This is a genomic window from Humibacter soli (assembly GCF_054779035.1).
The window spans coordinates 544,112-570,657 of record NZ_BAAGYX010000001.1 but is presented as its reverse complement, the minus strand read 5'-3'; the positions used below and the strand labels follow the sequence as shown (position 1 = coordinate 570,657).

The 26,546-nt window shown below is 67.6% G+C and carries 27 protein-coding genes and 1 tRNA gene; 15 read left to right on the top strand and 13 right to left on the bottom strand.

What is annotated here, in order from left to right; all coding sequences use genetic code 11:
- Window positions 1–36 precede the first annotated feature (36 nt).
- Together ACYVDN_RS02585 and ACYVDN_RS02580 are read left to right on the top strand one after the other, a co-directional pair.
- Window positions 37–915, top strand: a complete 879-nt coding sequence (locus ACYVDN_RS02585) for a GNAT family N-acetyltransferase (RefSeq protein WP_460568143.1) — start codon at window positions 37–39, stop codon at window positions 913–915.
- 19 nt (window positions 916–934) lie between these two features.
- Window positions 935–1,477, top strand: a complete 543-nt coding sequence (locus tag ACYVDN_RS02580; RefSeq protein WP_460568141.1) for an AAA family ATPase — start codon at window positions 935–937, stop codon at window positions 1,475–1,477.
- 6 nt (window positions 1,478–1,483) lie between these two features.
- Here the strand turns inward: ACYVDN_RS02580 and ACYVDN_RS02575 are convergent, their stop codons facing one another.
- Window positions 1,484–1,843 (bottom strand): nuclear transport factor 2 family protein, encoded by a 360-nt coding sequence (locus ACYVDN_RS02575; RefSeq protein WP_460568139.1) that lies wholly within the window; start codon window positions 1,841–1,843, stop codon window positions 1,484–1,486.
- Window positions 1,844–1,978: 135 nt separating this feature from the next.
- Here ACYVDN_RS02575 and ACYVDN_RS02570 point away from each other — a divergent pair, with 135 nt between their 5' ends.
- Window positions 1,979–2,809, top strand: coding sequence for a MerR family transcriptional regulator (locus tag ACYVDN_RS02570; RefSeq protein WP_460568137.1), 831 nt, complete (start codon window positions 1,979–1,981; stop codon window positions 2,807–2,809).
- On the opposite strand, the gene ACYVDN_RS02565 is transcribed toward ACYVDN_RS02570, so the two are convergent.
- Window positions 2,781–3,515, bottom strand: coding sequence for a TetR/AcrR family transcriptional regulator (locus tag ACYVDN_RS02565; RefSeq protein WP_460568135.1), 735 nt, complete (start codon window positions 3,513–3,515; stop codon window positions 2,781–2,783). The genes ACYVDN_RS02570 and ACYVDN_RS02565 overlap by 29 nt on opposite strands.
- Window positions 3,516–3,574: 59 nt before the next feature.
- Between ACYVDN_RS02565 and ACYVDN_RS02560 the strand changes: the two genes are divergently transcribed.
- The 3 genes from ACYVDN_RS02560 to ACYVDN_RS02550 all read left to right on the top strand — a co-directional run bounded on the left by ACYVDN_RS02560 (window position 3,575) and on the right by ACYVDN_RS02550 (window position 6,406).
- Window positions 3,575–4,456 carry an SDR family NAD(P)-dependent oxidoreductase gene (locus ACYVDN_RS02560; protein WP_460568133.1) on the top strand — a complete coding sequence of 294 codons (882 nt, stop codon included), beginning with the start codon at window positions 3,575–3,577 and terminating at the stop codon, window positions 4,454–4,456.
- A gap of 78 nt (window positions 4,457–4,534) precedes the next feature.
- Window positions 4,535–5,356: an alpha/beta fold hydrolase gene (locus ACYVDN_RS02555; RefSeq protein ID WP_460568131.1), complete on the top strand. Its 822-nt coding sequence runs from the start codon at window positions 4,535–4,537 to the stop codon at window positions 5,354–5,356.
- A 129-nt stretch (window positions 5,357–5,485) separates the two neighbouring features.
- Entirely contained in the window at window positions 5,486–6,406 is a 921-nt protein-coding gene (locus ACYVDN_RS02550) for a cyclase family protein (protein ID WP_460568129.1), read from the top strand.
- Window positions 6,407–6,430: 24 nt separating this feature from the next.
- Here ACYVDN_RS02550 and ACYVDN_RS02545 read toward each other — a convergent pair whose 3' ends face one another.
- A complete protein-coding gene (locus ACYVDN_RS02545; protein ID WP_460568127.1) occupies window positions 6,431–7,918 on the bottom strand; it encodes a GH1 family beta-glucosidase in 1,488 nt (495 codons plus the stop codon).
- Between the two features lie 250 nt (window positions 7,919–8,168).
- Here ACYVDN_RS02545 and ACYVDN_RS02540 point away from each other — a divergent pair, with 250 nt between their 5' ends.
- From ACYVDN_RS02540 to ACYVDN_RS02530, 3 genes are read left to right on the top strand one after another with little or no spacing between them, the layout of a single operon-like run.
- Window positions 8,169–9,776 (top strand): efflux MFS transporter permease, encoded by a 1,608-nt coding sequence (locus ACYVDN_RS02540; RefSeq protein WP_460568125.1) that lies wholly within the window; start codon window positions 8,169–8,171, stop codon window positions 9,774–9,776.
- Window positions 9,757–10,389 carry a TetR/AcrR family transcriptional regulator gene (locus ACYVDN_RS02535; protein ID WP_460568123.1) on the top strand — a complete coding sequence of 211 codons (633 nt, stop codon included), beginning with the start codon at window positions 9,757–9,759 and terminating at the stop codon, window positions 10,387–10,389. The genes ACYVDN_RS02540 and ACYVDN_RS02535 overlap by 20 nt, the downstream gene beginning before the upstream one ends.
- Before the next feature lie 37 nt (window positions 10,390–10,426).
- The gene (locus tag ACYVDN_RS02530) at window positions 10,427–11,413 is read left to right on the top strand and encodes a hypothetical protein (RefSeq protein WP_460568121.1); all 987 of its coding nucleotides are present in this window, start codon (window positions 10,427–10,429) and stop codon (window positions 11,411–11,413) included.
- 29 nt (window positions 11,414–11,442) lie between these two features.
- Here the strand turns inward: ACYVDN_RS02530 and ACYVDN_RS02525 are convergent, their stop codons facing one another.
- Window positions 11,443–12,393 carry an NAD(P)/FAD-dependent oxidoreductase gene (locus ACYVDN_RS02525; RefSeq protein ID WP_460568119.1) on the bottom strand — a complete coding sequence of 317 codons (951 nt, stop codon included), beginning with the start codon at window positions 12,391–12,393 and terminating at the stop codon, window positions 11,443–11,445.
- A gap of 69 nt (window positions 12,394–12,462) precedes the next feature.
- Here ACYVDN_RS02525 and ACYVDN_RS02520 point away from each other — a divergent pair, with 69 nt between their 5' ends.
- Window positions 12,463–13,017, top strand: coding sequence for a helix-turn-helix domain-containing protein (locus ACYVDN_RS02520; protein WP_460568117.1), 555 nt, complete (start codon window positions 12,463–12,465; stop codon window positions 13,015–13,017).
- A 48-nt stretch (window positions 13,018–13,065) separates the two neighbouring features.
- On the opposite strand, the gene ACYVDN_RS02515 is transcribed toward ACYVDN_RS02520, so the two are convergent.
- A tRNA-Pro gene (locus ACYVDN_RS02515) sits at window positions 13,066–13,139 on the bottom strand.
- 95 nt (window positions 13,140–13,234) lie between these two features.
- Here ACYVDN_RS02515 and ACYVDN_RS02510 point away from each other — a divergent pair.
- From ACYVDN_RS02510 to ACYVDN_RS02500, 3 genes are all read left to right on the top strand, one after another.
- Window positions 13,235–13,825 (top strand): GNAT family N-acetyltransferase, encoded by a 591-nt coding sequence (locus tag ACYVDN_RS02510; RefSeq protein WP_460568115.1) that lies wholly within the window; start codon window positions 13,235–13,237, stop codon window positions 13,823–13,825.
- A 64-nt stretch (window positions 13,826–13,889) separates the two neighbouring features.
- The gene (locus ACYVDN_RS02505) at window positions 13,890–15,269 is read left to right on the top strand and encodes a DUF2252 domain-containing protein (protein WP_460568113.1); all 1,380 of its coding nucleotides are present in this window, start codon (window positions 13,890–13,892) and stop codon (window positions 15,267–15,269) included.
- Between the two features lie 14 nt (window positions 15,270–15,283).
- Window positions 15,284–15,898 (top strand): dihydrofolate reductase family protein, encoded by a 615-nt coding sequence (locus tag ACYVDN_RS02500; protein WP_460568111.1) that lies wholly within the window; start codon window positions 15,284–15,286, stop codon window positions 15,896–15,898.
- On the opposite strand, the gene ACYVDN_RS02495 is transcribed toward ACYVDN_RS02500, so the two are convergent.
- The 8 genes from ACYVDN_RS02495 to ACYVDN_RS02460 all read right to left on the bottom strand — a co-directional run bounded on the left by ACYVDN_RS02495 (window position 15,895) and on the right by ACYVDN_RS02460 (window position 23,772).
- Window positions 15,895–16,992, bottom strand: a complete 1,098-nt coding sequence (locus ACYVDN_RS02495; RefSeq protein WP_460568109.1) for an AI-2E family transporter — start codon at window positions 16,990–16,992, stop codon at window positions 15,895–15,897. The two genes, ACYVDN_RS02500 and ACYVDN_RS02495, sit on opposite strands and share 4 nt — an antisense overlap.
- A gap of 145 nt (window positions 16,993–17,137) precedes the next feature.
- Complete coding sequence (gene der / locus ACYVDN_RS02490; protein ID WP_460568106.1) at window positions 17,138–18,652, bottom strand: ribosome-associated GTPase EngA; 1,515 nt, start codon at window positions 18,650–18,652, stop codon at window positions 17,138–17,140.
- Window positions 18,645–19,424 carry a (d)CMP kinase gene (gene cmk / locus ACYVDN_RS02485; protein ID WP_460568104.1) on the bottom strand — a complete coding sequence of 260 codons (780 nt, stop codon included), beginning with the start codon at window positions 19,422–19,424 and terminating at the stop codon, window positions 18,645–18,647. Before cmk ends, der begins: the two co-directional genes overlap by 8 nt.
- On the bottom strand, window positions 19,421–20,539 hold the full coding sequence (locus tag ACYVDN_RS02480) for a prephenate dehydrogenase (RefSeq protein ID WP_460568103.1): 1,119 nt from the start codon (window positions 20,537–20,539) through the stop codon (window positions 19,421–19,423). Before ACYVDN_RS02480 ends, cmk begins: the two co-directional genes overlap by 4 nt.
- Window positions 20,536–21,333 (bottom strand): pseudouridine synthase, encoded by a 798-nt coding sequence (locus ACYVDN_RS02475; protein ID WP_460568101.1) that lies wholly within the window; start codon window positions 21,331–21,333, stop codon window positions 20,536–20,538. Before ACYVDN_RS02475 ends, ACYVDN_RS02480 begins: the two co-directional genes overlap by 4 nt.
- Window positions 21,323–22,000, bottom strand: a complete 678-nt coding sequence (scpB, locus tag ACYVDN_RS02470) for an SMC-Scp complex subunit ScpB (protein ID WP_460568099.1) — start codon at window positions 21,998–22,000, stop codon at window positions 21,323–21,325. Before scpB ends, ACYVDN_RS02475 begins: the two co-directional genes overlap by 11 nt.
- Window positions 21,993–22,892 carry a segregation and condensation protein A gene (locus ACYVDN_RS02465; RefSeq protein ID WP_460568097.1) on the bottom strand — a complete coding sequence of 300 codons (900 nt, stop codon included), beginning with the start codon at window positions 22,890–22,892 and terminating at the stop codon, window positions 21,993–21,995. Before ACYVDN_RS02465 ends, scpB begins: the two co-directional genes overlap by 8 nt.
- Window positions 22,876–23,772, bottom strand: coding sequence for a ParA family protein (locus ACYVDN_RS02460; protein WP_460572208.1), 897 nt, complete (start codon window positions 23,770–23,772; stop codon window positions 22,876–22,878). Before ACYVDN_RS02460 ends, ACYVDN_RS02465 begins: the two co-directional genes overlap by 17 nt.
- Window positions 23,773–24,474: 702 nt before the next feature.
- On the opposite strand from ACYVDN_RS02460, the gene ACYVDN_RS02455 reads away from it, so the two are divergent.
- Both ACYVDN_RS02455 and ACYVDN_RS02450 read left to right on the top strand, forming a co-directional pair.
- Window positions 24,475–25,566 carry a BPSS1187 family protein gene (locus tag ACYVDN_RS02455; RefSeq protein WP_460568095.1) on the top strand — a complete coding sequence of 364 codons (1,092 nt, stop codon included), beginning with the start codon at window positions 24,475–24,477 and terminating at the stop codon, window positions 25,564–25,566.
- A 165-nt stretch (window positions 25,567–25,731) separates the two neighbouring features.
- Window positions 25,732–26,511 (top strand): SDR family oxidoreductase, encoded by a 780-nt coding sequence (locus ACYVDN_RS02450; RefSeq protein WP_460568093.1) that lies wholly within the window; start codon window positions 25,732–25,734, stop codon window positions 26,509–26,511.
- The last annotated feature ends 35 nt before the right edge of the window (window positions 26,512–26,546 follow it).

Below are 26,546 nucleotides of genomic sequence, written 5' to 3'. Positions count from 1 at the left end.
GGGGGAGCATGAAACCAGACGACACCAGGAGGCATCATGTCGAATCCTGAAGAGACGTCCGCCGGCTACCACCCGACGACGACGCATGCTGCATGGGGCGCAGGGCATCCGCGCCTGCTGGTCGCCAGCGACGACCGCAGATTCGTTCACGAGATCGATTGCGATCTCACCCTCGTCGGTTCGGCCGACGATTCCGACCTCGTGCTCCGTGCCACCGATCCGCTGCACGCCAAGATCACGCACGACTCCATCGACGAGTACGAGCTGCAGATGGTCGGCCGCGGCGACACCAGCCACGGCCCGGAGGCCACGCTTCGCACCGGGGCGTACTTCACCGCCGGTCCTTGGCGACTCGTGTTCGCCCGTGACGAGTACGCGGACCACGGGCGTCCATACGGCGGCCGCAACGGAGGCGAGGGCGCGTATCAGAGACCTCAGCAGCCCCGCCCCGACTACGCCCACGACCACCCGGCCTCGTCGATCAGGCGATGCGAGCTCAAGAGGCCGGAAGAGACCAGCGGTGCCGCACAGCTTCGAGCGATCGCCGAGTCGGTCCTATCAGCCGCTTCCCTCGATCCTTCTGGCGAGCGGACGGCTGAACTGCGCATCGTCAACGACGAGGTCGCGGGCGTCTACGAGGCGACGGTGGGCGACCGCGAGGCCGGAGGGGTGACGTACAACCTCATCGGCGACGACCGGATCGTCCTGCTTGCCGTGTCGGTCTTCCCCGAGTTCCGCGGGCAGGGCATCGCGACCGACCTGGTCCGGACGGTTCTCGACGACGCTCGGGCGAGCGGAAAGACCATCACGAACTACTGCCCGGTCGTGGCGGACTTCATCGAGCGCAACCCGGAATACCTGGACCTGGTCGACCACGATCATCCCGGCGCGTACAGCATGCACCTCCCCGCGTAGCCCGCGGTATCCTCTGCCCGTGCGCATCGTCGTGTCGGGAACCCATGCCAGCGGCAAGAGCACCCTGATCTCCGACTTCAGGCTGCGACATCCGGAGTTCGAGGTGCTGCCCGACCCGTTCGAGCTCGTGGACGAAGCCGACGACGCGCCGGATGCCGCATTGTTCGCCGTGCAGCTGCGCATCTCTGCTGAGCGGCTGACGAGCGAGGACCACGGCAGCGATCTGATCGCGGAGCGCGGGCCCCTCGACTTTCTGGCCTACCTTCTCGGCCTCGCCGAGCTCACCGGAATGCACCTCGACGACGGATTCCTCGGAGGCGCCATCGCGCGAACCGCGGCGGCCCTGCGCACGATCGATGTGCTGGTCGTGCTCCCTCTCACGGCGAGCGACCCGATCTACCCCGCAACCGACGAATATCTCGAACTGCGCGCCGCCATGAACGATGCGCTTCTCGACCTGCTCGACGATCCGGATATCGTCGGATCGCACCTCAGGGTGGCGGAGCTCACCGGAACACCCGACGAGCGACTCGCCGCACTCGAGGCGTTCGTGCTGCCCTGAGCAGGCTCAGTAAGCAGCGGGCTGATTGAAGACGACGATGAGGCTGACGATCTTTCCGTCGCGCACGCCGAAATAGTTCGACAGGATCAGCTCGTCAGGAAGGTTCGTCTTGTCGAAGTCGCCGTCGTAGCGACCCCGCACGATGGTGTCGCCGTAGTGGTCGATGACCTCGGTGACGTCGATGGTGATCCGATCGCCGACGATCTCGCGTTCGATCCAGGCGCGGATGCGGTCGATGCCGGCGAACTCACGCTTGTTGTCGTTCACGTAAGCGTCATGGGCAAAAGTGGCGACGATCGCGTCGATGTCGGAGGCGTTGACGGCGGCGATGTGCTCGGCGATCACGCCGGAGAGCTCGGTGGTCATGGGATGTCCTTGTCATGAGTGCGTGGAAAGGGATCCGTTGACCCCTGGAACCACCATCCCGGCTTCCATCACGGGAGAGTCAAGACGTCTGCCTGGCTCGACTCTCCCCCACGGGGAGAGCACAGACTGGAGGTCATGGACTCCGTTCTGTCGATCGGCGACTTCGCCCGCGCCACGCATCTGAGCGTGAAGACGTTGCGTCATTACCACCGCATCGGGCTCCTCGTGCCGGCGCGGGTCGACACCGACACCGGCTATCGCTATTACGCGATCGAGCAGATCCCGACCGCGCAGGTCATCCGCCGATTCCGGTCGCTCGACATGCCGCTGCCCGACATCGGCGCCGTCGTCGCGGCACCCGATCTCGAGACCCGTGACCGCCTCATCAACGCCCACCTGCAGCGACTGCAGGACCAGCTTGCGACGACGCAGGCCGCGGTCGCTTCGCTGAGAGACCTGCTCGGAACGCCGGCCGCCGCCGAGATGCCGATTCGCCATCGGACTGTTCCGGCGACCGCGGCGGCGGCGATCAGCGAGATCGTCGACGCGCACGATGCTTCGTCGTGGTGGCAAGGCGCACTCGGCGAACTTGGGGCGACGTTGCGCGCCCAGGGACGCGAGCCCGCTACCGCAGGCGGGGTCTTCGACGGCGAGCTCTTCACCCACGAACGCGGCCGCGCGGTCTTGTTCTTCCCGGTCGAACAACCGATCCGCGAGGTAGGTCGCATCACGGAGATCACCATCCCAGGCATCGAGCTCGCGACCGTCATCCATGAGGGCGCTCCGTCGGAGATCGATCGTGCATACGGCGCGCTTGCCGCGTACGTCACGCGGCACGCGCTGGGCGTCGACGGACCGCTGCGCGAGTACTACCTCGTCGGCCCCGCCGAGACCGACGACGAGGCGAGCTGGCGCACCGAGGTCGGATGGCCGATCTTCAGAACCGACGCGAGCCCTGCGGACTGAGACCGGGCGCCTCAGAGCCATCCGGAAGCCAGCTGCCGGCGGACGCCTCCCCCGCGGCGGCCGTCACCCCTGAGAGGTAGGCGGTCAGGATGCGCCGCAGTCGCGGCTCCAGGTCGATGAGCGCATGGGCCATCCTCGGCTCGGATCGGTAGAGCTCCGCGACCTCTGGCGGTGGGTTGGAGATCTGCCAGAACGTCCCGGCGAGCGACGTCGCGGTGCCCACCAGGTCGACGACGTCCTGCTCGGTCAGAGCGGGGAGCGAGGCTCGGGTCGCTTCACTGAGCTGCTGGAGGTAGTGACCGGTCGTGAGCTTGAAGGTGCGCACGGCGTCGATCGAGACGTTGCGCTCCAGGTTGAGCGGGGCTTGTGCGAGCAGGTCGCAGAACGGGCCACGGGCGGCCAACGTGCCGGCATAGGCAGCGGCAACCTCGGCCGGAGTGTGTGCGGAGTGCAGAGCCTGGACGAGAGCCGGCGCCCACTCGCGCCATCCCTCGGCGGTGAGGCGCAGGAAGATCTCCTCCCTGGTCTCGAAGTACCGCAGCATCGCCGACTTGTGCATCCCGACGGCCTCGGCGATGTCGGTGAGCGTGACCGACCGGATGCTCTCACGCTTTCCCAGCGAGCGGGCGGCATTCAGGATCGCCTCTTCGCGCGCTGCCTTCGCCTCTGGCGACCGGGCGCGCTGGAAGTCAGTGCTCGTGCTCATGCTGCGAGTTTACCGCAACAGGGTTGCGTAAGTTAGTACAACCGTGTTTTATTAATGACATGCAACAGACATGGTTCATCACCGGTTCCTCACGCGGCTTCGGCCGCTCCCTCGTCGTCGCCGCGCTGAAGGCGGGTGACAGCGTCGCTGCGACGGCGCGACGCCCCGAACAGCTCGACGACTTGGTCGCCGAATACGGCGACCGCATCCTGCCGCTGCGCCTCGATGTCACCGACGCGAGCGAGGCCCAGCAAGCGTTGTCGACGGCGCACGAGCACTTCGGCCGCGTCGACGTGATCGTCAACAACGCCGGCTACGCCAACGTCTCCCCCATCGAGACGACCGACGACAACGACTTCCGCACGCAGTTCGAGACCAACTTCTGGGGCGTCTACAACGTGTCGAAGGCGGCGATCCCGCTGCTCCGCGCGCGGGGAGGCGGCCTGGTCATCCAGTTCTCGTCCGTCGGCGGCAGGGTCGGAGGGTCGCCGGGCATCGCCTCGTACCAGGCGGCGAAGTTCGCGATCGATGGCTTCAGCCGGGTGCTGCGAGTCGAGACCGCGCCGTTCGGCGTCAAGGTTCTCGTCGTGGAGCCGAGCGGCTTCCGCACCGACTGGGCGGGGTCGTCGATGGAGATCCGCGAGATCCCGGAGCAGTACGAGCAGACCGTAGGAATGGTCAACCGTCGGTTGCGGCAGAGCACCGAAGGTGCGGCCGGTGACCCGGACAGAGCCGCTGAGATCCTGGTCGCGGTTGCCAAACGGTCGGACATCCCTGAGCACCTGCCGCTCGGCGCAACTGCCACGGAGATGTCGGTCGCCCTCGACCGCAGGCTCCTGGATGACGACGAGCGCTGGAGCGCCGTGTCACGTTCGGCCGACTTCGGGCAGCCGTACCCGGCGGAGTTCCCGCCCGACACGGAGGCCTCCGACGCCGCGTAGCCGGGGTCGCGGAATGTTCATCCATGCCTCGCGCGCGCCGCTGTACTGTGAGTCGCGTTCTCATTGGAAGGGGAAACGATGCCTCGCTTCACGACGCCTGACGGTACGGAGATCTACTACGTCGACTACGGTCAAGGCCGTCCGGTCACGTTCAGTCACGGCTGGCCGCTGAGCTCGGATGCGTGGTCGACCGAGCTCAAGCTTCTGGCCGACAACGGCTTCCGCGCGATCGCTCATGACCGTCGCGGGCACGGCCGTTCGACCGACACCTACTCGGGCAACGACCTCGACACGTACGCGCGCGACCTCAGCGAGCTCTACGCTCACCTCGATCTACAGGATGCCGTCGCCGTCGGTCACTCCACGGGCGGCGGCGAGGCGGTGAAGTTCGCGGCGAACTACGCCGACGGCCGTGTGCGCAAGGTGTTCACCGCTGGTGCGATCAACCCGGTCATGGTGAAGAGCGACAGCAACCCCGACGGTCTGCCGATCGAGGCGTTCGACGACATCCGCGCGAGCGTCGCCGGCGACAAGTCGACCTTCTGGTTCGACCTGGCCCAGCCGTTCTATGGATTCAACCGGGATGGCGTCACCGAGTCGAAGGGACTCGTCTACGACTTCTGGCGCCAGAGTCAGATGGCCGGAATCGCGGGCGCATACGACTGCGTCAAGGCATTCTCGGAGACGGACCTCACCGAGGATCTGAAGGCGCTCGACGTGCCGATCTTCATTGCGCACGGTACCGACGACCAGATCGTGCCGATAGCAGATGCCGCCCGCAAGGCGATCAACCTCGTGAAGCACGGCACCCTGAAGGAGTACGAGGGCCGCTCGCACGGCATCTGGGGCGACTACCAGAAGGAGCTCGACCAGGACCTCCTCGCCTTCGTCGCGGAGTAGCAAGTACGTCGGTGTCCCCGGTGCCGTGTGCGCCGGGGACACCGACATATGGGTCCCGTGGGGCGGGAGCCCACCCGGAATCCGTTTACGCCGGTCCGACCGCGGAAGCACGCCTGACAGAATCGCCCTATGCACGAGTACCGCGCGGTCTTCGACGTCCAGATCGTCTTCGTGAACGGCGGAAGCCTCACCGCAGAGGGGTTCCGGCTCGACATCCCTGATCGGCAGGTCTCCGAAGAGGACGTCGCGCGCCTGCTGGTGCAGCACCTCGGGCTCGCGCTCGTCGGCGAAGTCCGCTTCGACCGGTTCGAGATCGTCGCCGAACCGCACAAGGGCAGTCGCGGCATGGCTGAACAGACGCCGCCGCCCGCAGACGCCGGCTACCGCCTCGTCGACCTCAGCCACACCATTCGTGAAGGACTCATCACACTGCCGGGAATACCGGCGCCGATCATCACGCCCCACCTGACCCGCGAGGAGGCCGTTCAGCGGTATGCGCCGGGGACGACCTTCGCCATCGACGTCATTTCCATGGCCGGGAATACGGGCACCTACCTGGATACACCTTTCCACCGCTACGAAGACGGCTCCGATCTGTCCTCAGTCGAGCTCGACAGCGTCGTTGACGTTCCCGCTGAGGTCTTCCACCTCGCCGATGCGACCGGGCGAGGCATCCCTGCGTCGGTCTTCTACGACCGAGACGTGCGCGGCAAAGCCGTGCTGCTGCACACGGGGTGGGACCGCCACTTCGGCACGCCCGCGTACGAAGATCGCGCGCCGTTCCTCCGGGAGGACGGCGTCGCCTACCTCGCCGAGCAGGGAGTCGGGCTGGTCGGAATCGACTCGATAAACATCGACGACACCTCGGCTGAGGCGCAGGGCGAGCGGCCGGCGCACACGGTCTTGCTCGCCGCCGGCATCCATATCGTCGAACATCTCACGGGTCTGGCGGCCCTGCCTGCCACCGGTGCCACCTTCACGGCCGTCCCGCTCAAGATCGAACGCTTCGGCACCTCACCCGTGCGCGCGTTCGCCAAGGTGCCGAGCTGATCGCCCGCGCCGTGGAGCGAGACCTTACCCCTTCGGTGAGACCGCGTTGGCCTTGACCGTCTTCGCGTACCAATCGAAGCTCTTCTTCGGTGTGCGCTCCAGGGTGTGGAAGTCCACGCGCGTCAGACCGAACTGCAGCGTGTATCCCGACTCCCACTCGAAGTCGTCGAGAAGCGCCCACACGAACTGGCCCTCGAGCGGTACTCCGGCCTCGATGGCCCTCGCCGCCTGCTGCATGTGGCTGCGCAGGTAGTCGACGCGCTGCACGTCGTCGAGGCCTTGCTGGTCTGCGGAGTCGGGGATGCCGTTCTCGGTGAGCAGGATCGGCACTTTGGGATAGTCGTTCGCCACTCGCGTGAGGATGTCGTACAGCCCTGGCGCCCAGATCTGCTGCCACGGCGCCTTGGATGTCGGGTGGATCGTCACCCACTGGCCGTTCAGGTCCACGCCCGCCACACCGTAGTAGTTCACACCGAGCACGCCGATCGGCGACGAGATGGTCTTCAGGTCTCCGTCGTGGATGAGCGCATGGAACGTGTCCGGGTCGGCGGGAAGCTGCCCGTTCGCGGTGCCGATCGCGTCGGTGGGATAGCTGCCCTTCAACACCGGGTCGAGAAAGAGCCGGTTCTGCACCGCATCCATGTTCTTCGTCGGGACTTCCGCACCGTCTCCGCTGGGAGTGAGCGGGGTGAGGTTGAGCACGGGTCCGATCCGACCCTTCGCGCCGCTCGCCTTCCATGCCTGCACGGCGAGGCCGTGACCGAGCAGCTGATGGTGCACTGCTGCGGCGGCCTGATTGGGATCCATCACCCCTGGAGCGTTGGTGCCGTTCCAATAACCGTTGAACGCGGTGGTCTTCGGCTCGTTGATGGTGAGCCAATCGGCCTCGACATCCTTGAACGCGTCGAAGAAGATGCCGGCGTAGTCCGCGAATCGGCTCGCGACGTCGCGGGATGGCCAGCCTCCGGCATCCTGCAGCGGCTGCGGCAGATCCCAGTGGTACATCGTGATGGCCGGGCGGATGCCGCGCTCGGCGAGAGCGTCGATGACTCCCTTGTAGAAGTCAAGGCCCTTCTGGTTGACCGCGCCGGAACCGGTCGGCTGGATGCGCGGCCACGCGATCGAGAACCGGTATGCACCGACGCCGAGCCGAGAGACCAACTCGAGGTCGGACCGCCAGCGGTGGTAGTAGTCGGCGGCGACATCGCCCGTCGCAGCACCCGGAATCGGGTTCGAGGCCGCGTGTGTGTACGTGTCCCAGATCGAGGGTCCGCGACCGTCGACATTCCACGCGCCTTCGACCTGATAGGCGGCAGTTGCGACGCCCCACAGATACCCCTTCGGGAACCGCAGCGGCGTGGCAGGAGGCTTCCATGCCGACGACGTCGGACTCGGAGTCTGGTCGCCGGTCGTGCAGCCGGCCAGGGTCATCGCCGTAAGCCCGCCGACCGCGACGGATCCCGCTGCACCCAGAAAGGACCGTCGGGAGAATGATGCTGCTGAGCTTGTCACGAGCCGCCTTCGCCTCGGGCTCCGAGAGGCGCACACTGTCGTCGATCGGCGCGGTCCAGCGGTGCGTCGATTGGGTACGGCAGCAGTGAACATGCCTCAGAGAGCGCTCTCTGATGGGATGCGCCACAGCTTAGCGAACCCACGGCTCGTGGACAGGTTCGTTTGCGGCCGGACGCACTCAAACAATGTTCGATCAGAATGTGACAGTTACCATCATAAAGTGGTTACCATCTAAATGGAGGTGACCACCATGACCATTCAGCAGAACGCCACCGAACTTCGAGACCAGTCCCGATCACGACGCCGCTGGTGGGCGCTCGGCGCCGTGAGCCTGAGCGTGCTCGCCGTCGGCCTCGACGGCACCGTGCTCTCGATCGCATTGCCGACGCTGGCGGGATCGCTGCACGCCACCGAGTCCGAGCTCGAATGGTTCTCCTCCGGATACCTGCTCATGCTCGCGGCATCCGTTCTGCCTGCCGGCCTGCTCGGGGACCGCTTCGGTCGAAAGAGGGTCCTGCTGATCTCGCTCGCCGCGTTCGGCGCCGGCTCAGCGCTGTGCGCGCTCGCGCACACCCCGGCGGTGTTCCTCGCGGCGCGGCTGATCATGGGCGTGGCCGGTGCGGGCGTCGCCGTCATGGCGCTCTCCGCGCTCACCGTCTTCTTCGACGAGGCGGAGCGACCACGAGCGGTCGGCGTGTTCTCTGCCGCGAACTTCCTTTCGCTGCCGCTGGGCCCGATCCTCGGCGGATGGATGCTCGCCAACCTCTGGTGGGGCTGGGTCTTCCTGCTGAACGTGCCCGTGGTGCTGGTCGGCCTGCTGGCCGCGTGGCTGCTGATTCCTGAGTCACGTGCGACCGACCGCCCGAGAATCGATGTGGTGGGCATCCTCGCCTCCGTCGCCGGGCTCGTCGTCTTCACCTACGGCATCATCGAGGCGGGGCAACACGGCTGGGGTGACGTCACGGCGATCGCCTGCCTGGCCGGCGGGGTGGTCGTGCTCGTCGGCTTCGCCCTCTGGGAGACGCGGATGACCCGCCGAGGCGGAACGCCGCTCATCGACGTCAGGCTGTTCCGATCTCGCGCGTTCACCGGTGGCGCCGTGTTGGCCGGCGTCGCGGGGATGGGCATGGTGGGCCTGCTCTTCGTCATGCCGCAGTTCTTCCAGGCAGTTCAGGGGGTGGACGTCTTCGCCTCCGGTCTGCGGCTGCTTCCGTTCGTCGGCGGAATGCTCGTCGGAGCCCTGCCCGCCGGAAAGGTGGTCGCGGCGCTCGGGTTCAGGGCCGCCGTCACGATCGGGTTCATCATCATCGCCGTCGGGTCGTGGGTCGGCTCGCTGACGACGGCCGATTCGGATGTCTGGTTCATCGCGACCTGGATGGCCGTGGTCTGCGCCGGCGCGGGTCTCGGTCTCACCTCCGCCACCTCGGCGGCGTTGTCGCGGCTCACCGCAGAGCGCAGCGGCGTCGGCTCCGGCGTTGTGCAGGCGCTGCAGAAGACGAGCGCGCCGCTGGGCACCGCGATTCTGGGGAGCGTGGTGGCTGCGGTGTATTCCGCACGGCTCGTCTCGCTGTGGCAAGCAGGTGGTGCGGTGCATCAGACGGATACTCCCGCCTCGCTCCTGGCGGTCGCGAAGTCCAGCGTCTATGCGGGCGCCAAGGTCGCCGCCGAGCTGCACTCCCCTGCTCTCGCCGATGCCGTGCGCACCGCGTTCAGCCAGGGCATGAGCGTGTCGCTGCTGGTGTCCGCCGGCATCGCGGTTGTCGGGGCCATCATGGCAGTGGTGATTCTGCCGCGGCCATCACGGGACGGCCGCGCGACCGCGACGCGAAAGGTGCCGGATGCCGTCGTCGAGTCCTGAGAACGTCGCTGTCAGTGCCGGCGGCGCGGATGCCCGGCCTGGGCTGCGCGAGCGGAAGAAAGCGCGCACACGGGCATCCATTCAGAGCCACGCGCTGAGGTTGTTCACCGAGCAGGGCTACGACGCGACCACGATCGATCAGATCATCGACGCCGCAGAGGTGTCGGAGAGCACGTTCTTCCGCTACTTCCCGACCAAGGAGTCGGTGGTGCTCTTCGACGACTACGACCCGCTGATCGTTGCGGCCTATTACGCCCAGCCGGCGGAGCTCGGAGCCGTCACCGCGATGCGGATGGCTCTGAAGGAGTTCTTCGCGAGCCTCTCTGAGCAGCAGCGCGAGGACCAGCGCGAGCGGCTCGCGTTGGTGGCGGGCGTGCCGGCATTGCGTGGCGCGATGCTCGACCAGCTCGCCCAGGCGATGGAAGTGCTGTCCGTGGCGATAGCGGAGCGCGCGGGACGCGCGGCGGACGACTTCGCCGTGCGCACCGTCTCGGGGGCGCTCATCGGGGCGATGCTCGCCGTGCTGGTGGAGGCGGCCGGTGATCCCGATGCCGAGATGCCGCCGTTGATCGACGAGGCGATCGGGCACCTGGAGAACGGGCTCACGCTCTGACGTGCTCCCCCGTCGAGCGTGTTGAATACTGGTTCCGATGACCGCGACCAAGCTCACCTTCGGTATCTATCCGCTTCATGTCGCAGGCACGCCGTTCGGGGTGGCCGATGGACCTGCCGACGACTTCGACAAGATCAGTGCGGCCTTGGCCGAGCTCCGCGGAGATCGGACCCTCATTCCACGCACCTACCTGATCTACACACCCGAGTGGGAAGACAGGATGTCGGCGAACGCCGACCTGTACGCCCGCAACGGCTTGCTCGGTGATGTCGTCATCGGATGCGGCGACTGGACTGCTGCGGCGGATCAGGAACTTCAGATCGAGAGCTGGCTCGAGTTCATCCGGCGGATCATCCGTACGCACGGCCCCGTGCTCTCGTCCGTGCAGATCACCAACGAGCCCAATCTCACCTTCATGGAGGGATCCAAGACCTACATCTACGAAGCCCTCACCCGCGGAGTGATCGCCGCGAAGGCCGAGATCACCGAGCTCGGCCTCGATGTGGAGGTCGGGTTCGGATCGGTGCCGGAGAGCCCCGTGTCGGTCCCGAGATTCTGGGACACGCTCGCGCAGACGGCTGACGAGGACTTCCGCGGAGCCGTCGACTTCGTCGGCCACAACTTCTACGTCGACGTCTTCGACGAAGTACCGGTCCCGGTCGCCGAACTCCCTGGGGCAGTCGAAGCCAATCTCTCCGCGCTGCACGCGCGGCTGGACGACCTGGGTCTGGCATCCACCGTGGCGATCCGCGTCACGGAGAACGGATGGCCCACCGGCGTCAACCCGATGACGGGGCGCGTGCGCTCACCCGAAGACCAGGGCGAGGTGCTCGAGGCGATCATCGGCGCTATTTCGGAGCTTCGAGGAACCTGCAACGTGTCGCACTACGGTCTGTTCGGCCTCCGCGATGCTGACAGCAGCGACAGCGACCTCTTCCACCAGTACGGCATCCTGCGAGACGACTACACCCCGAAGCCCGCGTACGCGACCTTCAAGCGGCTCATCCGCGAGTCCGGACGCTGAGCAACCTCCCCCGGTCGGATGTTCTCGCATCACGAACCCGTCGCGGCGACCTCAACCTGCATGGCGCGGTCGAAGTCCCAACCGACGAGGGCTCCGTTGACGGCGCCTCCGGTGAGCGCACCCGCACCGATCGACATGGGCACGTTCGCGGTGGGGTTGACGACGTTGCCGACTGCCCAGATGCGATCGTCGCTGGCCCTTCCCGCGAAATCCACCGTGAGGAATGAGCCGAAGGGTCCTTCGGTGCGGTCCAGACCGAGTGGTGCCAGGAAGCCGTCGTGGGGTCGAGGTGCGCCGGCGGTGAAGACCGCATCGATGGCGACGTCGCGTCCGTCATCGAGACGCACGGCCTCGATCGCTGTCCCGTTGCCGACGATCGCCGTGACGGGTGCGGCCTCGAGAACGACGCCGCGCGAGCGTAGCCGCTGCTCGACCTCGGGTGCGATCGGCGTCATTCCTGCGGTGAAGACCGTCACGCGGTCGCTCCACTGGCGGATGAGTTCTGCCTGGTGCAGGCCGCCGGGCGGGAAGGCCAGGACACCCAGGTGTTGATCGCGCACCTCCCAGCCATGGCAGTAAGGACAGTGCAACACGGTGCTGCCCCAGCGCTCGGCCAATCCCGGGATTGCGGGAAGGTCATCGCGGATGCCGGTGGCAACGATCATCGCCCGCGCAGTGCGTTCGGTGCCATCGACGTCGGTGACGCGCAGGATGTCCGCTGTCCGTTCGACGCGCTCGATAGTGCCGCTCGCGAACTCGACACCGTACTCTGCGGCTTCGGCGCGACCGCGGGCGACGAGGTCTGCCGGTCGGATGTCCTCGTTGCCGAGGATGCCGTGCACGTGCGCCGCGAAACGGTTGCGAGGGCTGCCCGCGTCGATCACGAGTACACGTCGGCGTGACCGCCCGAGCAGTAGCGCGGCCGACAGGCCGGCGGGCCCGCCGCCGACGATGATGACATCCCAGGAATCCTGATCCATGCCATCCATCCTGTGCGGCACAATGAGAGAAGTGCAAACGGATTTGCAATATTGGCAAAGAGGCGGACCATGGTCGGTGAGTCGGAACAGGTCGGGGCGCGACTGCGTGCCATCCGTCAATCGCGAGGGTGGACTCTGGACGAGCTGGCATCGGATGCGGGCATGTCGGCGAGCACGCTGTCACGGCTGGAGTCCGGCAAGCGGCAGGCGAGTCTGGAACTGCTTCTGCCACTCACGCGCCGGCTGGGCATCCGGCTCGACGATCTCGTGCCCGACGACCAGGCCGATCCCCGCATTCGCCGGCCCGTGATCCGCCGCGACGGGTTGGTGATCGTCCCGCTCGCGCCCGAACACTCTCCGGTGCTCACCTACAAGATCACCTACCCCGCCGGTGCCGCACTCCCCGCGCTGCGAGTGCACGACGGTTACGAGTGGATGTACGTGCTGCGCGGGCGCCTGCGGCTGCGTCTCGGCGCGCAGGACCTGACGCTCGGCCACGGTGAAGCCGCCGAGTTCGACACCCGCACCCCGCACGCCGTGTCAGCCGCGGGCGGGCGGCCCGCGGAGGTGATCAGCATCTTCAATGAGGCCGGCGCGCGGATGCACACGCACACGACCGACTGAGCCGACAACACAAGCTGGCGAGGCTTGCCGACTCGCCGCACTAATCTGTCGGGCTGACAGGATTTGAACCTGCGACCCCTTGACCCCCAGTCAAGTGCGCTACCAAACTGCGCCACAGCCCGTTGCCGTCCGCCGGACGGCCCTGAACAGCTTACAGGGTCCCGGTGGGCGCCCACGCCACGTTCGCCACGTCGGTGGGCAGGGATAACGTGGGCGCATGAGCAGCGAAGGGGCAGACATCCGCATCGTGCCCGTCGACGAGGTGCCGTGGGGCGACGTGCAGACCGTATTCGGCACGCGCGGCGACCCGGCGGGGTGCTGGTGCCAGTGGTTCAAGCTGAACGGCGACGAGTGGCGTACGAAGGATGCCGCAACGTGCGAATCCGCGCTCCGAGAGCAGACACAGCATCGACCCGTCCCCGGGCTGATCGCCTACCTGAACGACGAGCCGGTCGGTTGGGTCGCGATCGAGCCGCGTCCCGCGTATCCGCGGCTGCGCACCACCAAGGTGGTCGCCAAGGGAAGCTCCGAGCCGCAGGATGACCCCTCGGTGTGGTCTGTCACCTGCTTCGTCGTACGAGTCGGATTCCGCAGACGCGGCGTCTCGACGGCGTTGCTTGCCGCGGCCGTCGACCACGCACGAGGGTCGGGCGCGAGGGTGATCGAGGCGTACCCGGTCGACACCGCCGAGAAGAAGGCGTCCTCGGCCGAGCTCTATCACGGGGCACTGTCCGCGTTCCTCGGCGTCGGGTTCGAGATCGCATCACGACCACAACCGGGGCGCGCCGTCGTGCGGCTTGGAATCTGAACCACCACCACAGCAGCACAGCAACACTGATCACCGCGGTTCCGACCGCAGAAATGGAACCCGAATGACCGCCGAAGGCCGCCTTCGCTTCGACCACGACGCCATCCGCAGCGCCGCCGACCTTGCCGAGGCCGGCAAAGCCGCACGGTCGGCCCTTCCTCGAAGCGCACACGCCGAGTACACCCCGGCCAAGGATCGCGACCCCGTCGGCATCCTCAGGCAACAGCACACGCACCGGGTTCCCGAGTTGATACCCCTACGGCTTGAACGGATGACGGCGAACCCCTTCGCCTTCTACCGTGGATCCGCAGCCATCCAGGCCACCGACCTGCGAGCCGAGCGCCGAACCGGGGTTGACGTGACCATCTGCGGCGACGCGCACGTGGCCAACTTCGGCATCTACGCCTCCCCCGAGCGCTCGCTCGTGTTCGACCTCAACGACTTCGACGAGGCCGCGTACGGCCCGTGGGAATGGGATGTCAAACGCTTCATCACCAGCGTCGTGCTCGCCGCACGCCAGCGCGGCTTCAAGGAGTCGAGGGTGCGTGCGAGCGCCGTCGAAGCCGCCACCAGCTACCGCCTCGGACTGCGCCAGTTCACCCAGCTCGGCGTGCTCGATCGCTTCTACCTTCGCTCGGACGTGCGCAACGGACAACGTGCCGCCAGCTCGCAGAAGGTACTCGACCGCGCCATCGCCGCGGCCTCCCGCCGCACCTCGGCCCGCGTCGTGGGCAAGATCACCCGGCGCGCCGACGACGGCACTCTGACCATCGTCGAGAACCCACCGGTGCTCGCCCACGTCCCAGAGACCACCGAGCGCGGAGTGCTCGACGTCGTGCGCCGCTATCTCGCGACGGTCCCTGCAGACATCGCCGTGCTCCTGTCGCAGTACGTCGCGACGGATGCCGTGCGCCGCGTCGTCGGGGTGGGAAGCGTCGGAACCCGCTGCTACATCGTCGTGCTGACGGGACCCGCCGGCGAGCCCCTCGTGCTGCAGATCAAGGAGGCGGCGCGGTCCGTCGCCGTCGAGTTCGGCGGCGCCACAGCCGGCCGCTCCCCCGCGTTCGACGAGCGTGCAGACCCCGACGAACACGGACACCGGGTTGTCGGCAACCAGCGCGTTCTGCAGTCGGCGAGCGACCCCTTCCTCGGCTGGACCTCGTACGACGGCCACGCCTACTACGTTCGCCAGTTCCGCGACCAGAACGTGTCGATCGACACCGAGACCCTCGATTTCCGCCCGTTCACCGACTACGTGGATGCCTGTGGCACCGTTCTCGCTCGCGCCCACGCCCAGTCCCCGAAAGCACCGTTCATCGCCGGGTACCTCGGCGAAGGGACTTCCTTCGACACCGCGGTCGTCGACTGGGCGTTCGCCTACGCGGATCAGGCTGTCGCGGACTACCAGACGCTGAAGGCAGCGGTCGAGGCCGGAGAAATCTAGAGCAAGGAGAACCGATGAGTGCACGATTCGTGTATTGGATGAACGTCTCGCTCGACCTCTTCATCGAGCACCGGCCGGACGACCACGGCGAGCTGAGCGGGCCCGACTGGATCCGCATCGACGGAGAGTTGCACCGCGAGTTCAACGCCCGAGCGGCAGCCATGTCGATGATGGTCGAGGGCCGTGTCGTCTACGAGATGATGGACCCGTTCTGGCCGGATGCCCGTACCGACGAGTCCCTCCCCGCCTACCTGCGTGAGTACGGCGAGATCTGGACGAACACGCCCAAAGTGCTGGTGTCGAACACGCGCACGGCCTCGCCTGAGCTGGCGTCCCACAACACGCGCATCCTCAGCGGGGACGACGCGATCGAGCAGTTAGCAGCGCTGCGACGTGAGGCGGAGGGCGACATCGGCGTGGGCGGCGCCACGCTGGCCACCCAACTGCTGCGCGCAGGACTGCTGGATGAGCTCCTGTTGTTCACACATCCGGTCATCCTCGGCTCCGGCCGCGGTCTGTTCGACGACCCGCGCCCCCGCGTCGACCTCGACCTCCTGGAACAGCAAACCTACAGCCAGGGCGTCACCCTGCATCGGTACGCCGTGCGCGGCGCCGTCCCGACAGGCTAAGTGCCCTGCGGGGTGGGCGTCGGCGGAGACCCGCCGTCGTCATCCGTGATCGCCCGATTGTCGCCAGACAGCCACCGGAGCCACCGCGTCTCGGAATGACCCTCGAGAAGCAGAGCGCGAACGAGCAAGGTGAGCGGAATGGACAGGATGGCGCCGAGGGGTCCGATGACGAACGTCCAGAAGATGACCGAGAAGAAGCTCAGCGTCAGGCTCAGATCGACGGCATCGCTCACGAACTTGGGCTGAACCAGCTCCTGCAGCACGACGTTGGCGACGCAGTAGATCGCGATCACCGCCAACATCAGCGGCCAGCCGCCGACCACCAGCGCGAGGAGAGCCGGCGGGATCAGGCCGATGACGAACCCGATGTTGGGGATGAAATTGGTGACGAACGCCAGGATGGCCCACGTGACCGGCGCCGGGATGTGCAGAGCCCACAGCGCGATCCCATCGATCACCGCCACGATCGCACCGAAGCTGGCGTTCACGATGTAGTAGCGCCGCACGCCGGTGTTGAACCGGCGCACCCGCTGCAGCGTCGGGCGACGCTCATCGCCGAAGACCCGTTCCGCGTCGCCGTACCGTGCGGCATCCGCGCCCATGAAGATGATGTAGGCGAACACGAAGAACAGCGCGATGGCCACCCCGACGACCGTGCCGCCGACCGAGGTGACCGCGCTGAGCACCGTCGACGGGTCGAGTGCGGATGCCGCACCGGCCGTCATCTGGCTGTCGAGTCCCGTCGACGACAACCAGTCCACGAACTGGGTGCCCGCCTGACGCAGCTCCGCGGAGTCCTCGACGACCAGATTCATGAACTGAGCGCCCGCGATCCAGAGCAGCGCGCCCATGGCGGCCAGGATGGCGTACGCGACGACGATCACCACGGTGGTCGCCGCCCACCGCGGCCAACCGTGTCGTGCAAACGGCCGACGCAGCGGCTCGCAGATGATCACGATCACCGCTGCGAGCACAACCGGCCCGACAATGCTCCGAGCGAAGTACAGTCCGGCGAGAACGATGACGGCAGCGGCCAGCGTGAGGAGGGTGCGCAGCGGGGCGCCGAGCGTCGATGTGCGTGCCGGATCCGTCATGCTCCGACCTTAGTGGGGGGGCTAGCGAACCCTTTTCTCCCTCATCGGCCGGGCGCGGCAGCCGCGCCTTCGTGGCCGAGCGCGGCCGAGACGTCCGCGCCGTGTGAGGCGAAGCGGCCAGAAATGGCCCCTTCGGAAGGCCTCCTTAGCGGAGGCGCTTCTCCCTCACACGCATGTTCAGCACGATCGGGGTCCCCTCGAAGCCGTAGATCTCACGGAGCCGGCGCTGGATGTAACGACGGTATCCGGGGTCGAGAAACCCTGTCGTGAACAGCACGAATGTCGGCGGACGGCTCGACGCCTGGGTGCCGAACAGGATGCGGGGTTGCTTGCCCCCGCGCACCGGGTGCGGATGCGCCGCGGTGAGCTCTGCCAAGAAGGCATTGAACTTGCCGGTCGGAATGCGGGTGTCCCACGACTCGAGGGCGGTCTCGAGCGCCGGGACGAGACGCTCGAGGTGACGTCCGGTACGCGCCGAGATGTTCACGCGCGGCGCCCACGACACGTGCGCCAGGTCTTGCTCGATCTCGCGCTCGAGATAGCGACGACGTTCGTCATCCAGCAGGTCCCACTTGTTGTAGGCGATGACGAGGGCGCGGCCGCTCTCGAGAACGAGGTCGATGATGCGCACGTCCTGCTCGCTGATGGGCTCCGTGACATCCAGCACCACGACGGCGACCTCGGCCTTCTCGAGTGCCGTGCTGGTGCGCAGCGACGCGTAGAAGTCGGCGCCCTGCGCCATGTGCACGCGACGACGGATGCCCGCCGTATCGACGAACCGCCACACGCGCCCGCCGAGCTCGATCTGCTCGTCCACCGGGTCGCGGGTCGTTCCGGCGAGGTCGTTCACGACCACGCGCTCCTCGCCCGCCGCCTTGTTCAGCAGGCTCGACTTGCCCACGTTCGGTCGTCCCACGATCGCGACGCGGCGCGGACCGCCGACCTCGCGCTGTGCATACGCGGACTCCTCGGGCAGCACCTTGAGGATCTCGTCGAGCAGGTCGGCGACGCCGCGGCCGTGCAGCGCGCTCACGGGGTGCGGCTCCCCCAGTCCGAGCGACCACAGCTCGGTCGCCTGAGGCTCCTGCCTGGCGTCATCCACCTTGTTCGCCACGAGGAAGACCGGCTTCTTCGTCTTGCGAAGCAGCTTCACGACGTGCTCGTCCGTCGCAGTCGCACCCACGTTGGCGTCGACGACGAACAGCACGACATCCGCGAGATCGATCGCGATCTCCGCCTGGGCCGCGACCGAGGCGTTGATGCCCTTCGCGTCGGGCTCCCACCCGCCGGTGTCGACGACAGTGAAGCGCTTGGCGATCCACTCCGCCTGGTACGAGACGCGGTCGCGTGTGACACCGGGAACGTCCTCGACGACGGCCTCGCGACGCCCGAGAATACGGTTCACGAGAGCGGACTTGCCGACGTTCGGCCGTCCGACGATCGCCACGACAGGAAGGGCCGGCAGGTACTGGATGGCGTCCGGATCCTCGGTCACCGCCTCCAGCACGTCGAGGTCGGAGTCGTCGAGCTGGTAGTCGTCGAGGCCGGCGCGGAGCACGTTCGCGCGCTGATGCGCGAGGTCCTCGTCGACGTTCGCGAGGCGCTCGGCGAGATCGTCGGGCGAAGCCTCGAAGTCGTCGTCGTTTCTGTTGTCAGGCATCCGTTCCTCCTCGGGACGGGGTGGCTCGATGCTGTGCGGGCCGATGCGGGGCGTGCCCCTTGGCAGCACGCGCCGCGTGGATGACCTCGATGACGGCATCGATGGTCTGCTCGAAATCGAGCTCGGTGGAGTCGACCGTGGTGACGCCGGGAGCGGCTGTCATGAAGTCCACGACCTGGGAGTCCGCGCGATCCCGCGCGTGCAGCTGTGAGGCGACATCGGCCGCCGAATGACCGTCGAGTTCCCCGGCGCGGCGAGCGGCCCGCACCTCGGGGGCTGCGGTGAGCAGGATGCGCGCGGGTGCGTCCGGCACCACGACCGTCGTGATGTCGCGGCCCTCGGCAACGATCCCCTCGTGGTCGGTGCCGGTGAGGATGTCACGGAACAGCTCGTTCAGCCGCAGTCGCACCTCGGGCACGCGGGCAACGGCACTCACCCGCGCCGACACCTCCGGGTCGCGGATGGCCGTGGTCACGTCGGTGTCGCCGACCAGCACACGCTGGCTGTTCGGCTCGGTGTCGACGCGGTAGTCGAAGTCGGCGATCGCGTCGACGACGGCCGCGGAGTCGATCACGTCGATGCCGCGCCTGGTCGCGAACCAGGTGAGGGCTCGGTACGCGGCTCCGGTGTCGAGGAACGCGAAGCCCAGCTTGGCGGCCACCGCCTTGCTCACGCTCGACTTGCCGCTCCCAGCGGGGCCGTCGACCGCCACGACGAAGGGAGCCGGTCGCTTGTCTGCCGGTGTCTCGGCTCGGGTGTCGTCGCCGGTCATCCCGCGATCCTCCATCCTCGGGCGGCGAGGTCATCCATCGCGCGCGTCTTCACCTCGGGCAGCACTGCGATCTCGGCCAGGCCGATCTGCGCACCAGGAGAGTGCTCAAGCCTCAGGTCTTCGATGTTCACGCCGATCTCGCCCAGCTCGGTGAAGAGGCGACCGAGCTCGCCAGGCGTGTCATCCACCATCACGATCACGCTCGCGAAGCGGCGGTCCTGCCCGTGCTTGCCCGGCAGTCCTGCGACACCGGCGTTGCCGTCGGCGAGCTCCTGCGCAATGGTGCGACGGGCCCCGGATGCCGACACATCGCCGAGCGCGACCAGCACGTCGTCGAGGTCGTCCCGGAAAGCCCGCAGAATCTCCACCACCGCCGGCGCGTTCGCCGCCAGGATCTGCACCCACAGCTCCGGGTTGCTCGACGCGATCCGCGTCACATCGCGAACACCCTGGCCCGCGAGCGAGAGCGCGGCCGACGGGGCTCCGTCGAGCCTCTTCGCCATGAGCGACGCGACCACCTGGGGCGCGTGGGAGACGAGGGCGACGGCGGCATCGTGCGCGTCGGCCGACAGGGTGATTGGCGTGGCCTCGAGGTCGAGGATCAGGTGCTCGATGAGGCCGACGCGCTCGCGGGAGAGTCCGGGGCGCGGGCACACGACCCAGGGCCGTCCGATGAAGAGGTCGGCGCGCGCAGAGATGGCGCCGCCGCGCTCGCGTCCGGCGAGCGGGTGCGAACCCAGATATCGCTCGAGGTCTGCTTCGCGGAGCGCGGAGCCGGGCTCGGACGCGAGCTGCTCCAGCTCGGACAACGGCGCGACCTTCACGCTCGCGACATCCGTCACGGTCGCGTCAGGATAGGCGGCGAGTTCGGCCGCAACGACCGACGCCGTGGCATCCGGCGGCACAGCGACGACGATCAGCTGCGGGTCGTCACCCTCTCGCGCGAGGCGCCCGGCACCGTAGTCGACGGCGAGGTGCAGGCCCGCACGCGAGGCATCCGCCAGGATCACGTCGACGCCGCGTGCACGCAGGCCGAGGCCGATGGATGCACCGAGCAGGCCGGCTCCGACGACGCGCACGCTGCCGCCGACGCGCGCGACAGGGTTCTGATTCACGTTCGCTCCGATTGGGGCCTGGCAAGAGTGAGCACCTGGCCGAGCTCGATTTTAGTCAACTCGCGGGTCGCCCCCGACTTGAGCGTTCCCAGGTGCAGAGGGCCGAATTGTCTGCGCACGAGCGCGGTCACCGGATGACCGACCTCGTCGAGCATCCGCCTCACGATGCGGTTGCGCCCGGAGTGCAGGGTGACCTCCACGATGCTCTGCGCCGAGCCCTGCGATCCGGATGCCTGAACGAGCCTCGCCTTGTCTGCCTGAATGGGTCCGTCATCCAGTTCGATGCCGCGCGTGAGTCGTTGCAGCGTCGCCGGCGTGACGGTGCCGCGCACTGTCGCGATGTACGTCTTCGTCACGCCGAATGACGGATGCGCGAGCACGTTCGCGGTGGCCCCGTCGTTCGTGAGCAGCAGCAGCCCGCTGGTGTCGGCGTCGAGGCGACCGACGTTGAAGAGGCGCTCCTCGTACTGCTCGGTAAAGCGGCGCAGGTCGGGCCGTCCTCGGTCGTCGCGCATCGAGCTGACCACACCTGTCGGCTTGTTGAGCATGACGTAGCGCTTGGAGGGGTCCAGTTGGATGACCGTGTCATCGACTTCGAGCAAGTCGCTTTCCGGGTCGATGCGGCGACCCAGCTCGGTGACCACATTGCCGTTGACCTTCACTCGTCCCGCGACGATCAGGTCCTCGCTCACGCGTCGGGATGCCACTCCTGCGGCCGCCATCACCTTCTGCAGCCGCTCGCCATCGGGAAGCGCGTCCTTCGGCCTGGTGCCGGTCGGTCGGTCAGCGCACATCGTCGTCGAACCCGTCTGCTCCGTCCGCCAGGAGCGGAGAGATGAGCGGCAGCTCCTCGATCGAGTTGATGCCCAGCTGCTGCAGCAGCAGGTCGGTGGTGCCGTAGTTGATCGCGCCGGTCTCGGCGTCGGTGAACTGCTCGGTGATCAGGCCGCGGGAGAGCAGCGTGCGCACCACCGAGTCGACGTTGACCGCCCTGATCGATGCGATCGCGCCACGGGTGATGGGCTGCCGGTACGCGATCACCGCGAGGGTCTCGAGCGCCGCCTGCGAGAGCTTGGTCGGCGTCTGCTGGTTCACGAATTCGGTCACCAGGTCGTCGTACTCGTTGCGCACGTAGAGCCGCCAACCGCCGCCGACCTCGCGCAGTTCGAAGCCGCGGCGAGGGCCGCCATCCTCACCGTCGTAGTCCGCCACCAGCGCGTCGATCGCCTGCCGCACGGCGGCCATCGGCGCGCCGACCGCGGTCGCCAGGGTCACGAGTGCGAGGGGCTCGTCCGCGATCATGAGCACGGCCTCGATGGCGCGAGGAACGTCGAGCGGATGACGCGCCGCACGCTCCTGCGCCTGTGCGCGATCCGTCCCCGGCCCCTCCGGCGGCGTCTGCAGCTCGAACGTCTCGACTCCTTGCGGTGCCTCGGCGTCCTGGGTGTTGCGATCATCCATAGTCGGCTCCCAGATTGGCGAGATTCTCGTCGGACCAGGCATCCGCGACCCACCTGATGGTCAGTTCGCCGAGCGGCTCGATCTGCTCGAACGCCACGGCGGCGAACCGGTACAGCTCGAGTACGGCGACGAACCGTGCGACGACGACGCCCTTGCGGTCGGCGCCGGCGATCAGCTCCCGGAACGTGAACGGCGTGCCTCTTCGCAGCTGCGACACCACGAGAGCCGCCTGCTCGCGCACGCTCACCAGCGGCGCGTGCAGGTGGTCGAGCTCGACGACAGGGATCGCCTTAGGCGCGAAGGCCAGCTCGGCGATCGCTGCGAAGTCGTCGGCGCTCAGGGTCCAGGCGAGCTCCGGCACGTGCGAGCGGTACTTCTCGTCGAGGCGCACGATGCGCGGATGCCTGCCCGCCTCGGCATCCAGCTTGCCGGCGAACCACGCCGACGCCTCCTTGAACGCCCGGTACTGCAGCAGACGGGCGAACAGCAGGTCGCGGGCTTCGAGGAGAGCGACGTCTTCGGCATCCACCAGCTCGCCCTGAGGTAGAAGACCTGCGACCTTCAGGTCGAGCAACGTTGCCGCCACCACGAGGAACTCGCTGGCCTGGTCGAGCTCGTCGGCCGTGTCGATGCCCTTGAGGTAGGCGATGAACTCGTCGGTGACGCGACTCAGCGACACCTCGGTGATGTCGAGCTCGTGCCTGCCGATCAGCGAGAGGAGCAGGTCGAACGGACCCTCGAACACCTCGAGCGCCACGCGGAACGACGGCGCGATGCTCTCGCTGTCGGGCGCGCCGGCCGGAGGCGCTTCGCCTTCGATCTCCACGGTGCTCGCAGAAGGCGCCGTGCTGCCGGCGACGTCCTGCGTGTCGTCGTCAGGCGGCGGCGCCACGGAAAACCAGTTCCCGCGCCAGCTGACGGTAGGCCTCGGCGGCCTGGTGCTCGGGCGCGAACTGGGTGATCGGAGTGGCGGCCACCGAGGCATCCGGGAACTTCACCGTGCGCGAGATGACGGTCTCGAGCACCTTGTCGCCGAACGCGTCGACGACCCGCTCGAGCACCTCGCGCGAGTGCAGCGTGCGTGCGTCGTACATGGTCGCGAGGATGCCGTCGAGCTCGAGCGCAGGGTTGAGGCGTTCGCGCACCTTGTCGATGGTCTCGATGAGCAGGGCGACGCCGCGAAGCGCGAAGTACTCGCACTCCAGCGGGATGAGAACGCCGTGGCTGGCGGTCAGGGCGTTGACCGTCAGGATGCCGAGGGACGGCTGGCAGTCGATGAGCACGACGTCGTAGCCGGCGCTCACCTTGCGCAGAACCCTCGCCAGGGCCTGCTCCCGTGCCACCTCGTTGACCAGATGAACCTCCGCAGCAGAGAGGTCGATGTTCGCGGGGATGATGTCGAGTCCGGGCGTCGCGGTGTGCTGGATGGCCTCGCTCGGGTCGTGGGCGCTCGACAGCAGGAGGTCGTAGATCGTCAGCACGTCGTGCGTCTGCACGCCGAGCCCCGCGGAAAGTGCACCCTGGGGGTCGAAGTCGATGGCGAGCACGCGCCTGCCGTATTCGGCCATGGCGGCACCGAGGTTGATGCTCGACGTGGTCTTGCCCACGCCGCCCTTCTGGTTGCACAGTGCGATGACGCGGGCGGGACCGTGGGATGTGAGCTCCGGCGGAAGCGGGAACTCGCGCAACGGTCGTCCTGTCGGTCCCAGTTCCCCGAGCGCGCCGTCGCCGAAGCCCGGCAGCTCTTGCTCGTCGGCCGGGATACGCGTCACGACTCCTCCGCTCTCTTCGGTGCGCACAAGTCTATCGAGCATCGCGTCGCGCCCCCGCAGGATCGCCGCCGCGGGGCATCCCCACCGTTCCCTCACCCCGCCCCACCCGCCTTCGCCCGCCCGCACTAGCAAATCGTCGCCACTTCTTGCCGGATGGGCGGTGACAAACCCACACCAACTGGCGACGACTTCAAGGGTGGGATGACCAACCCAACTCCTCGCCACTTCTTGCGGGTTGGGCGGTGACAAACCCACACCAACTGGCCACCACTTCGCGGGCGGGATAACCAACTGAACTCATCGCCACTTCGTGCGGGTTGGGCGGTGGAGAACCCGCACCAACTGGCGACCACTTCGCGGGTGGGATGACGAACCAAACTCACCACCATGTTCTGCGGGATCCGCAGCAGGGAACCCGCCCCCTCGGGCGACGACTTCGCGGGTGGGGCGACCAGCTCAACTCGTCGCCACTTATTGCGGATTCCGCGGCGGCAAACCCACACCAACTGGCGACGACTTCGTGTGTGGGATCACCAGCTCAACTCGTCGCCACTTCTTGCGGGTTGGGCCGTGGGGAACCCGCACCAAGTGGCGACGACTTGGTGAGGTGGGACGGGTGGAGAGTACGGATGGCGACGACTTCGCGCGCGCGGCGGCGGGTGCGCCCGCTCGCCGACGCACCCCCTTGCTAGCGTGGGCATCATGCTCGCGCGCAGGATCTCGCGGATCACCACCGTCACCGCGGTGGCCCTCGGACTCGCGACGCTGATCGCGGGGGTCGCCCCGCTTCCCGCTGAGGCCGCTGCGGCTACGGCATCCGGCTCGGCCGCAACCACGGCGACATCCGACGCCGCAACGTCCACAGCACCCGAGTCGGCGGCCACCGCGACGACACCGGACTCGACATACGTCGCGTCGACGTCACTCCCCACCACCAACGGCCCCGTGCTGAGCTTCAAGCTGCCGTACCTCGAGCACAAGATCGACGACCCCAACGCGCAGGAGGTTGCGCAGCATGCCGCCGGCGACGCTCCACTGCTGATCTTCCTGCCCGCCACGGGCGAGGTGCCAGAGGACTACCGCGCCTTCCTGGCGACGGCCGTCTCGGTCGGCTACAGCGTGCTCGGCCTCGACTACTGGAACACCGGCAAGTCGGTCACCCGCACCTGCAAGGCGGACCCGCGGTGCTACACGCTGCTGCAGCAGAACCGACTCAACGGCACAGACCCGTCCCGCTTCAGCCGGGTCGGCACGGCGAACTCGATCCTTCGCAGGTTCACCGCGGCGATCGAGTACCTGCAGATCCTCGACCCGCAGGGCGACTGGGGCCGGTATCTCGTGGACGGGCATCCAGTCTGGAAGAACGTCGTGTTCGCCGGTCACTCCCAGGGCGGCGGCGAGTCCGCGTACATCTCGCACCTGCACAAGCTGCGTGGCGTGCTGATGTTCTCCTCCCCCGTCGAGACCTTCAACGACGTCGCCGCTGCATGGATGTCGAAGCCCGGCGCAACCCCGCCGGAGCGCATGTACGGGTTCGACGACATCCACGACATCTACTTCACGCGCATCATCGGCTCGTGGCGCAAGCTGCGGATGGGCGACCCGGATCCCGAGACGGCCACCGCGGTTCCGACCGGCAGCCATGTGATGCTGAGCGACCTCGACATCGGCGACCCACTCGAAACACACGGACGATCGGTCGACGACGACGGCCCACGCACCCCCGGCGGCGGCATGAGATTCCAACCGACCTGGACCTGGATGCTGGAGCAGGTGCTCGACCAGCCCAGCTGACCCAGCTGACCCGGCTGGCCCGGTGACCCACCTAGCCCGGCTCGCGGGGCGTGCACCGCTGGTACCATCGCGCCCAGGCAGACCTGACTGTGACCGATCACAATTCTGCCCCGACGACAAGCCTTGCCCGGCTACAGGCTCGGCCCGACGACAGGATGGACACCGATGACATCGAACAGCTCAGCACCCGACTTCAGGCTCGAGGGCAAGACAGCACTCGTCACCGGGGCCGGCAGCGGCATCGGACGCGCTGTCGCGCTCGCCGTCGCGGCGTCTGGGGCGGCGGTCGCGTGCGTCGACCTGTCGGAAGCCTCGGCGAGCGAGACCGCGCAGACCATCGTGGATGCCGGAGGCCGGGCGATCTCGATCGTGGCAGAGGTGACCATCCCCGGCGACCTGGTGCGAGCTGTGGAGCGCACAGAGGCCGAGCTCGGCCCGCTGAACGTGGCGGTCAACGCGGCAGGAATCGCGAACGGCGGCAATGCCGAGACGATGCCGCCCGAACAGTGGCAGCGCGTGCTCGACGTCGACCTCTCCGGAGTCTTCTACTCCTGCCAGGCCGAGGCGGTCGCCATGCTGCGCAACGGCGGCGGGGCCATCGTGAACATCGCATCGATGTCGGCGACGATCGCGAACCGCGGGCTCTACCAGGCGCACTACAACGCCGCCAAGGCGGGCGTCGTGCAGATGGGCCGCAGCCTCGCATGGGAATGGGCAGAGGGTGGCATCCGCGTCAACAGCATCAGCCCCGGATACACCTACACGGGCATGACGAAGCGCCCAGAGCAGATCAACGCGATGGAGGGCTACGCCACCGATACCCCCATGGGCCGCAACGCCCAGCCCGAGGACATCGCGGGTCCGGTCGTCTTCCTGCTCAGCGAGGCGGCGGGATACGTCACCGGCGTCGACCTTCTCGTCGACGGCGGCTTCGTGATCTGGTGATCACCGGCATCTCGCGGTGAGGCTGGGCCGCTCCG

What these genes read in the sequence shown, in the direction of transcription:
- scpB (WP_460568099.1), bottom strand. Translation starts at nt 22,000, where the DNA reads ATGGATGATCGCAACACCCAGGACGCCGAGGCACCGCAAGGAGTCGAG.
- ACYVDN_RS02575 (WP_460568139.1), bottom strand. Translation starts at nt 1,843, where the DNA reads ATGACCACCGAGCTCTCCGGCGTGATCGCCGAGCACATCGCCGCCGTC.
- ACYVDN_RS02495 (WP_460568109.1), bottom strand. Translation starts at nt 16,992, where the DNA reads ATGACGGATCCGGCACGCACATCGACGCTCGGCGCCCCGCTGCGCACC.
- ACYVDN_RS02455 (WP_460568095.1), top strand. Translation starts at nt 24,475, where the DNA reads ATGCTCGCGCGCAGGATCTCGCGGATCACCACCGTCACCGCGGTGGCC.
- ACYVDN_RS02585 (WP_460568143.1), top strand. Translation starts at nt 37, where the DNA reads ATGTCGAATCCTGAAGAGACGTCCGCCGGCTACCACCCGACGACGACG.
- ACYVDN_RS02565 (WP_460568135.1), bottom strand. Translation starts at nt 3,515, where the DNA reads ATGAGCACGAGCACTGACTTCCAGCGCGCCCGGTCGCCAGAGGCGAAG.
- cmk (WP_460568104.1), bottom strand. Translation starts at nt 19,424, where the DNA reads ATGACCGGCGACGACACCCGAGCCGAGACACCGGCAGACAAGCGACCG.
- ACYVDN_RS02550 (WP_460568129.1), top strand. Translation starts at nt 5,486, where the DNA reads ATGCACGAGTACCGCGCGGTCTTCGACGTCCAGATCGTCTTCGTGAAC.
- ACYVDN_RS02570 (WP_460568137.1), top strand. Translation starts at nt 1,979, where the DNA reads ATGGACTCCGTTCTGTCGATCGGCGACTTCGCCCGCGCCACGCATCTG.
- ACYVDN_RS02555 (WP_460568131.1), top strand. Translation starts at nt 4,535, where the DNA reads ATGCCTCGCTTCACGACGCCTGACGGTACGGAGATCTACTACGTCGAC.
- ACYVDN_RS02525 (WP_460568119.1), bottom strand. Translation starts at nt 12,393, where the DNA reads ATGGATCAGGATTCCTGGGATGTCATCATCGTCGGCGGCGGGCCCGCC.
- ACYVDN_RS02540 (WP_460568125.1), top strand. Translation starts at nt 8,169, where the DNA reads ATGACCATTCAGCAGAACGCCACCGAACTTCGAGACCAGTCCCGATCA.
- ACYVDN_RS02450 (WP_460568093.1), top strand. Translation starts at nt 25,732, where the DNA reads ATGACATCGAACAGCTCAGCACCCGACTTCAGGCTCGAGGGCAAGACA.
- ACYVDN_RS02500 (WP_460568111.1), top strand. Translation starts at nt 15,284, where the DNA reads ATGAGTGCACGATTCGTGTATTGGATGAACGTCTCGCTCGACCTCTTC.
- der (WP_460568106.1), bottom strand. Translation starts at nt 18,652, where the DNA reads ATGCCTGACAACAGAAACGACGACGACTTCGAGGCTTCGCCCGACGAT.
- ACYVDN_RS02535 (WP_460568123.1), top strand. Translation starts at nt 9,757, where the DNA reads ATGCCGTCGTCGAGTCCTGAGAACGTCGCTGTCAGTGCCGGCGGCGCG.
- ACYVDN_RS02510 (WP_460568115.1), top strand. Translation starts at nt 13,235, where the DNA reads ATGAGCAGCGAAGGGGCAGACATCCGCATCGTGCCCGTCGACGAGGTG.
- ACYVDN_RS02530 (WP_460568121.1), top strand. Translation starts at nt 10,427, where the DNA reads ATGACCGCGACCAAGCTCACCTTCGGTATCTATCCGCTTCATGTCGCA.
- ACYVDN_RS02520 (WP_460568117.1), top strand. Translation starts at nt 12,463, where the DNA reads ATGGTCGGTGAGTCGGAACAGGTCGGGGCGCGACTGCGTGCCATCCGT.
- ACYVDN_RS02560 (WP_460568133.1), top strand. Translation starts at nt 3,575, where the DNA reads ATGCAACAGACATGGTTCATCACCGGTTCCTCACGCGGCTTCGGCCGC.
- ACYVDN_RS02505 (WP_460568113.1), top strand. Translation starts at nt 13,890, where the DNA reads ATGACCGCCGAAGGCCGCCTTCGCTTCGACCACGACGCCATCCGCAGC.
- ACYVDN_RS02475 (WP_460568101.1), bottom strand. Translation starts at nt 21,333, where the DNA reads ATGTGCGCTGACCGACCGACCGGCACCAGGCCGAAGGACGCGCTTCCC.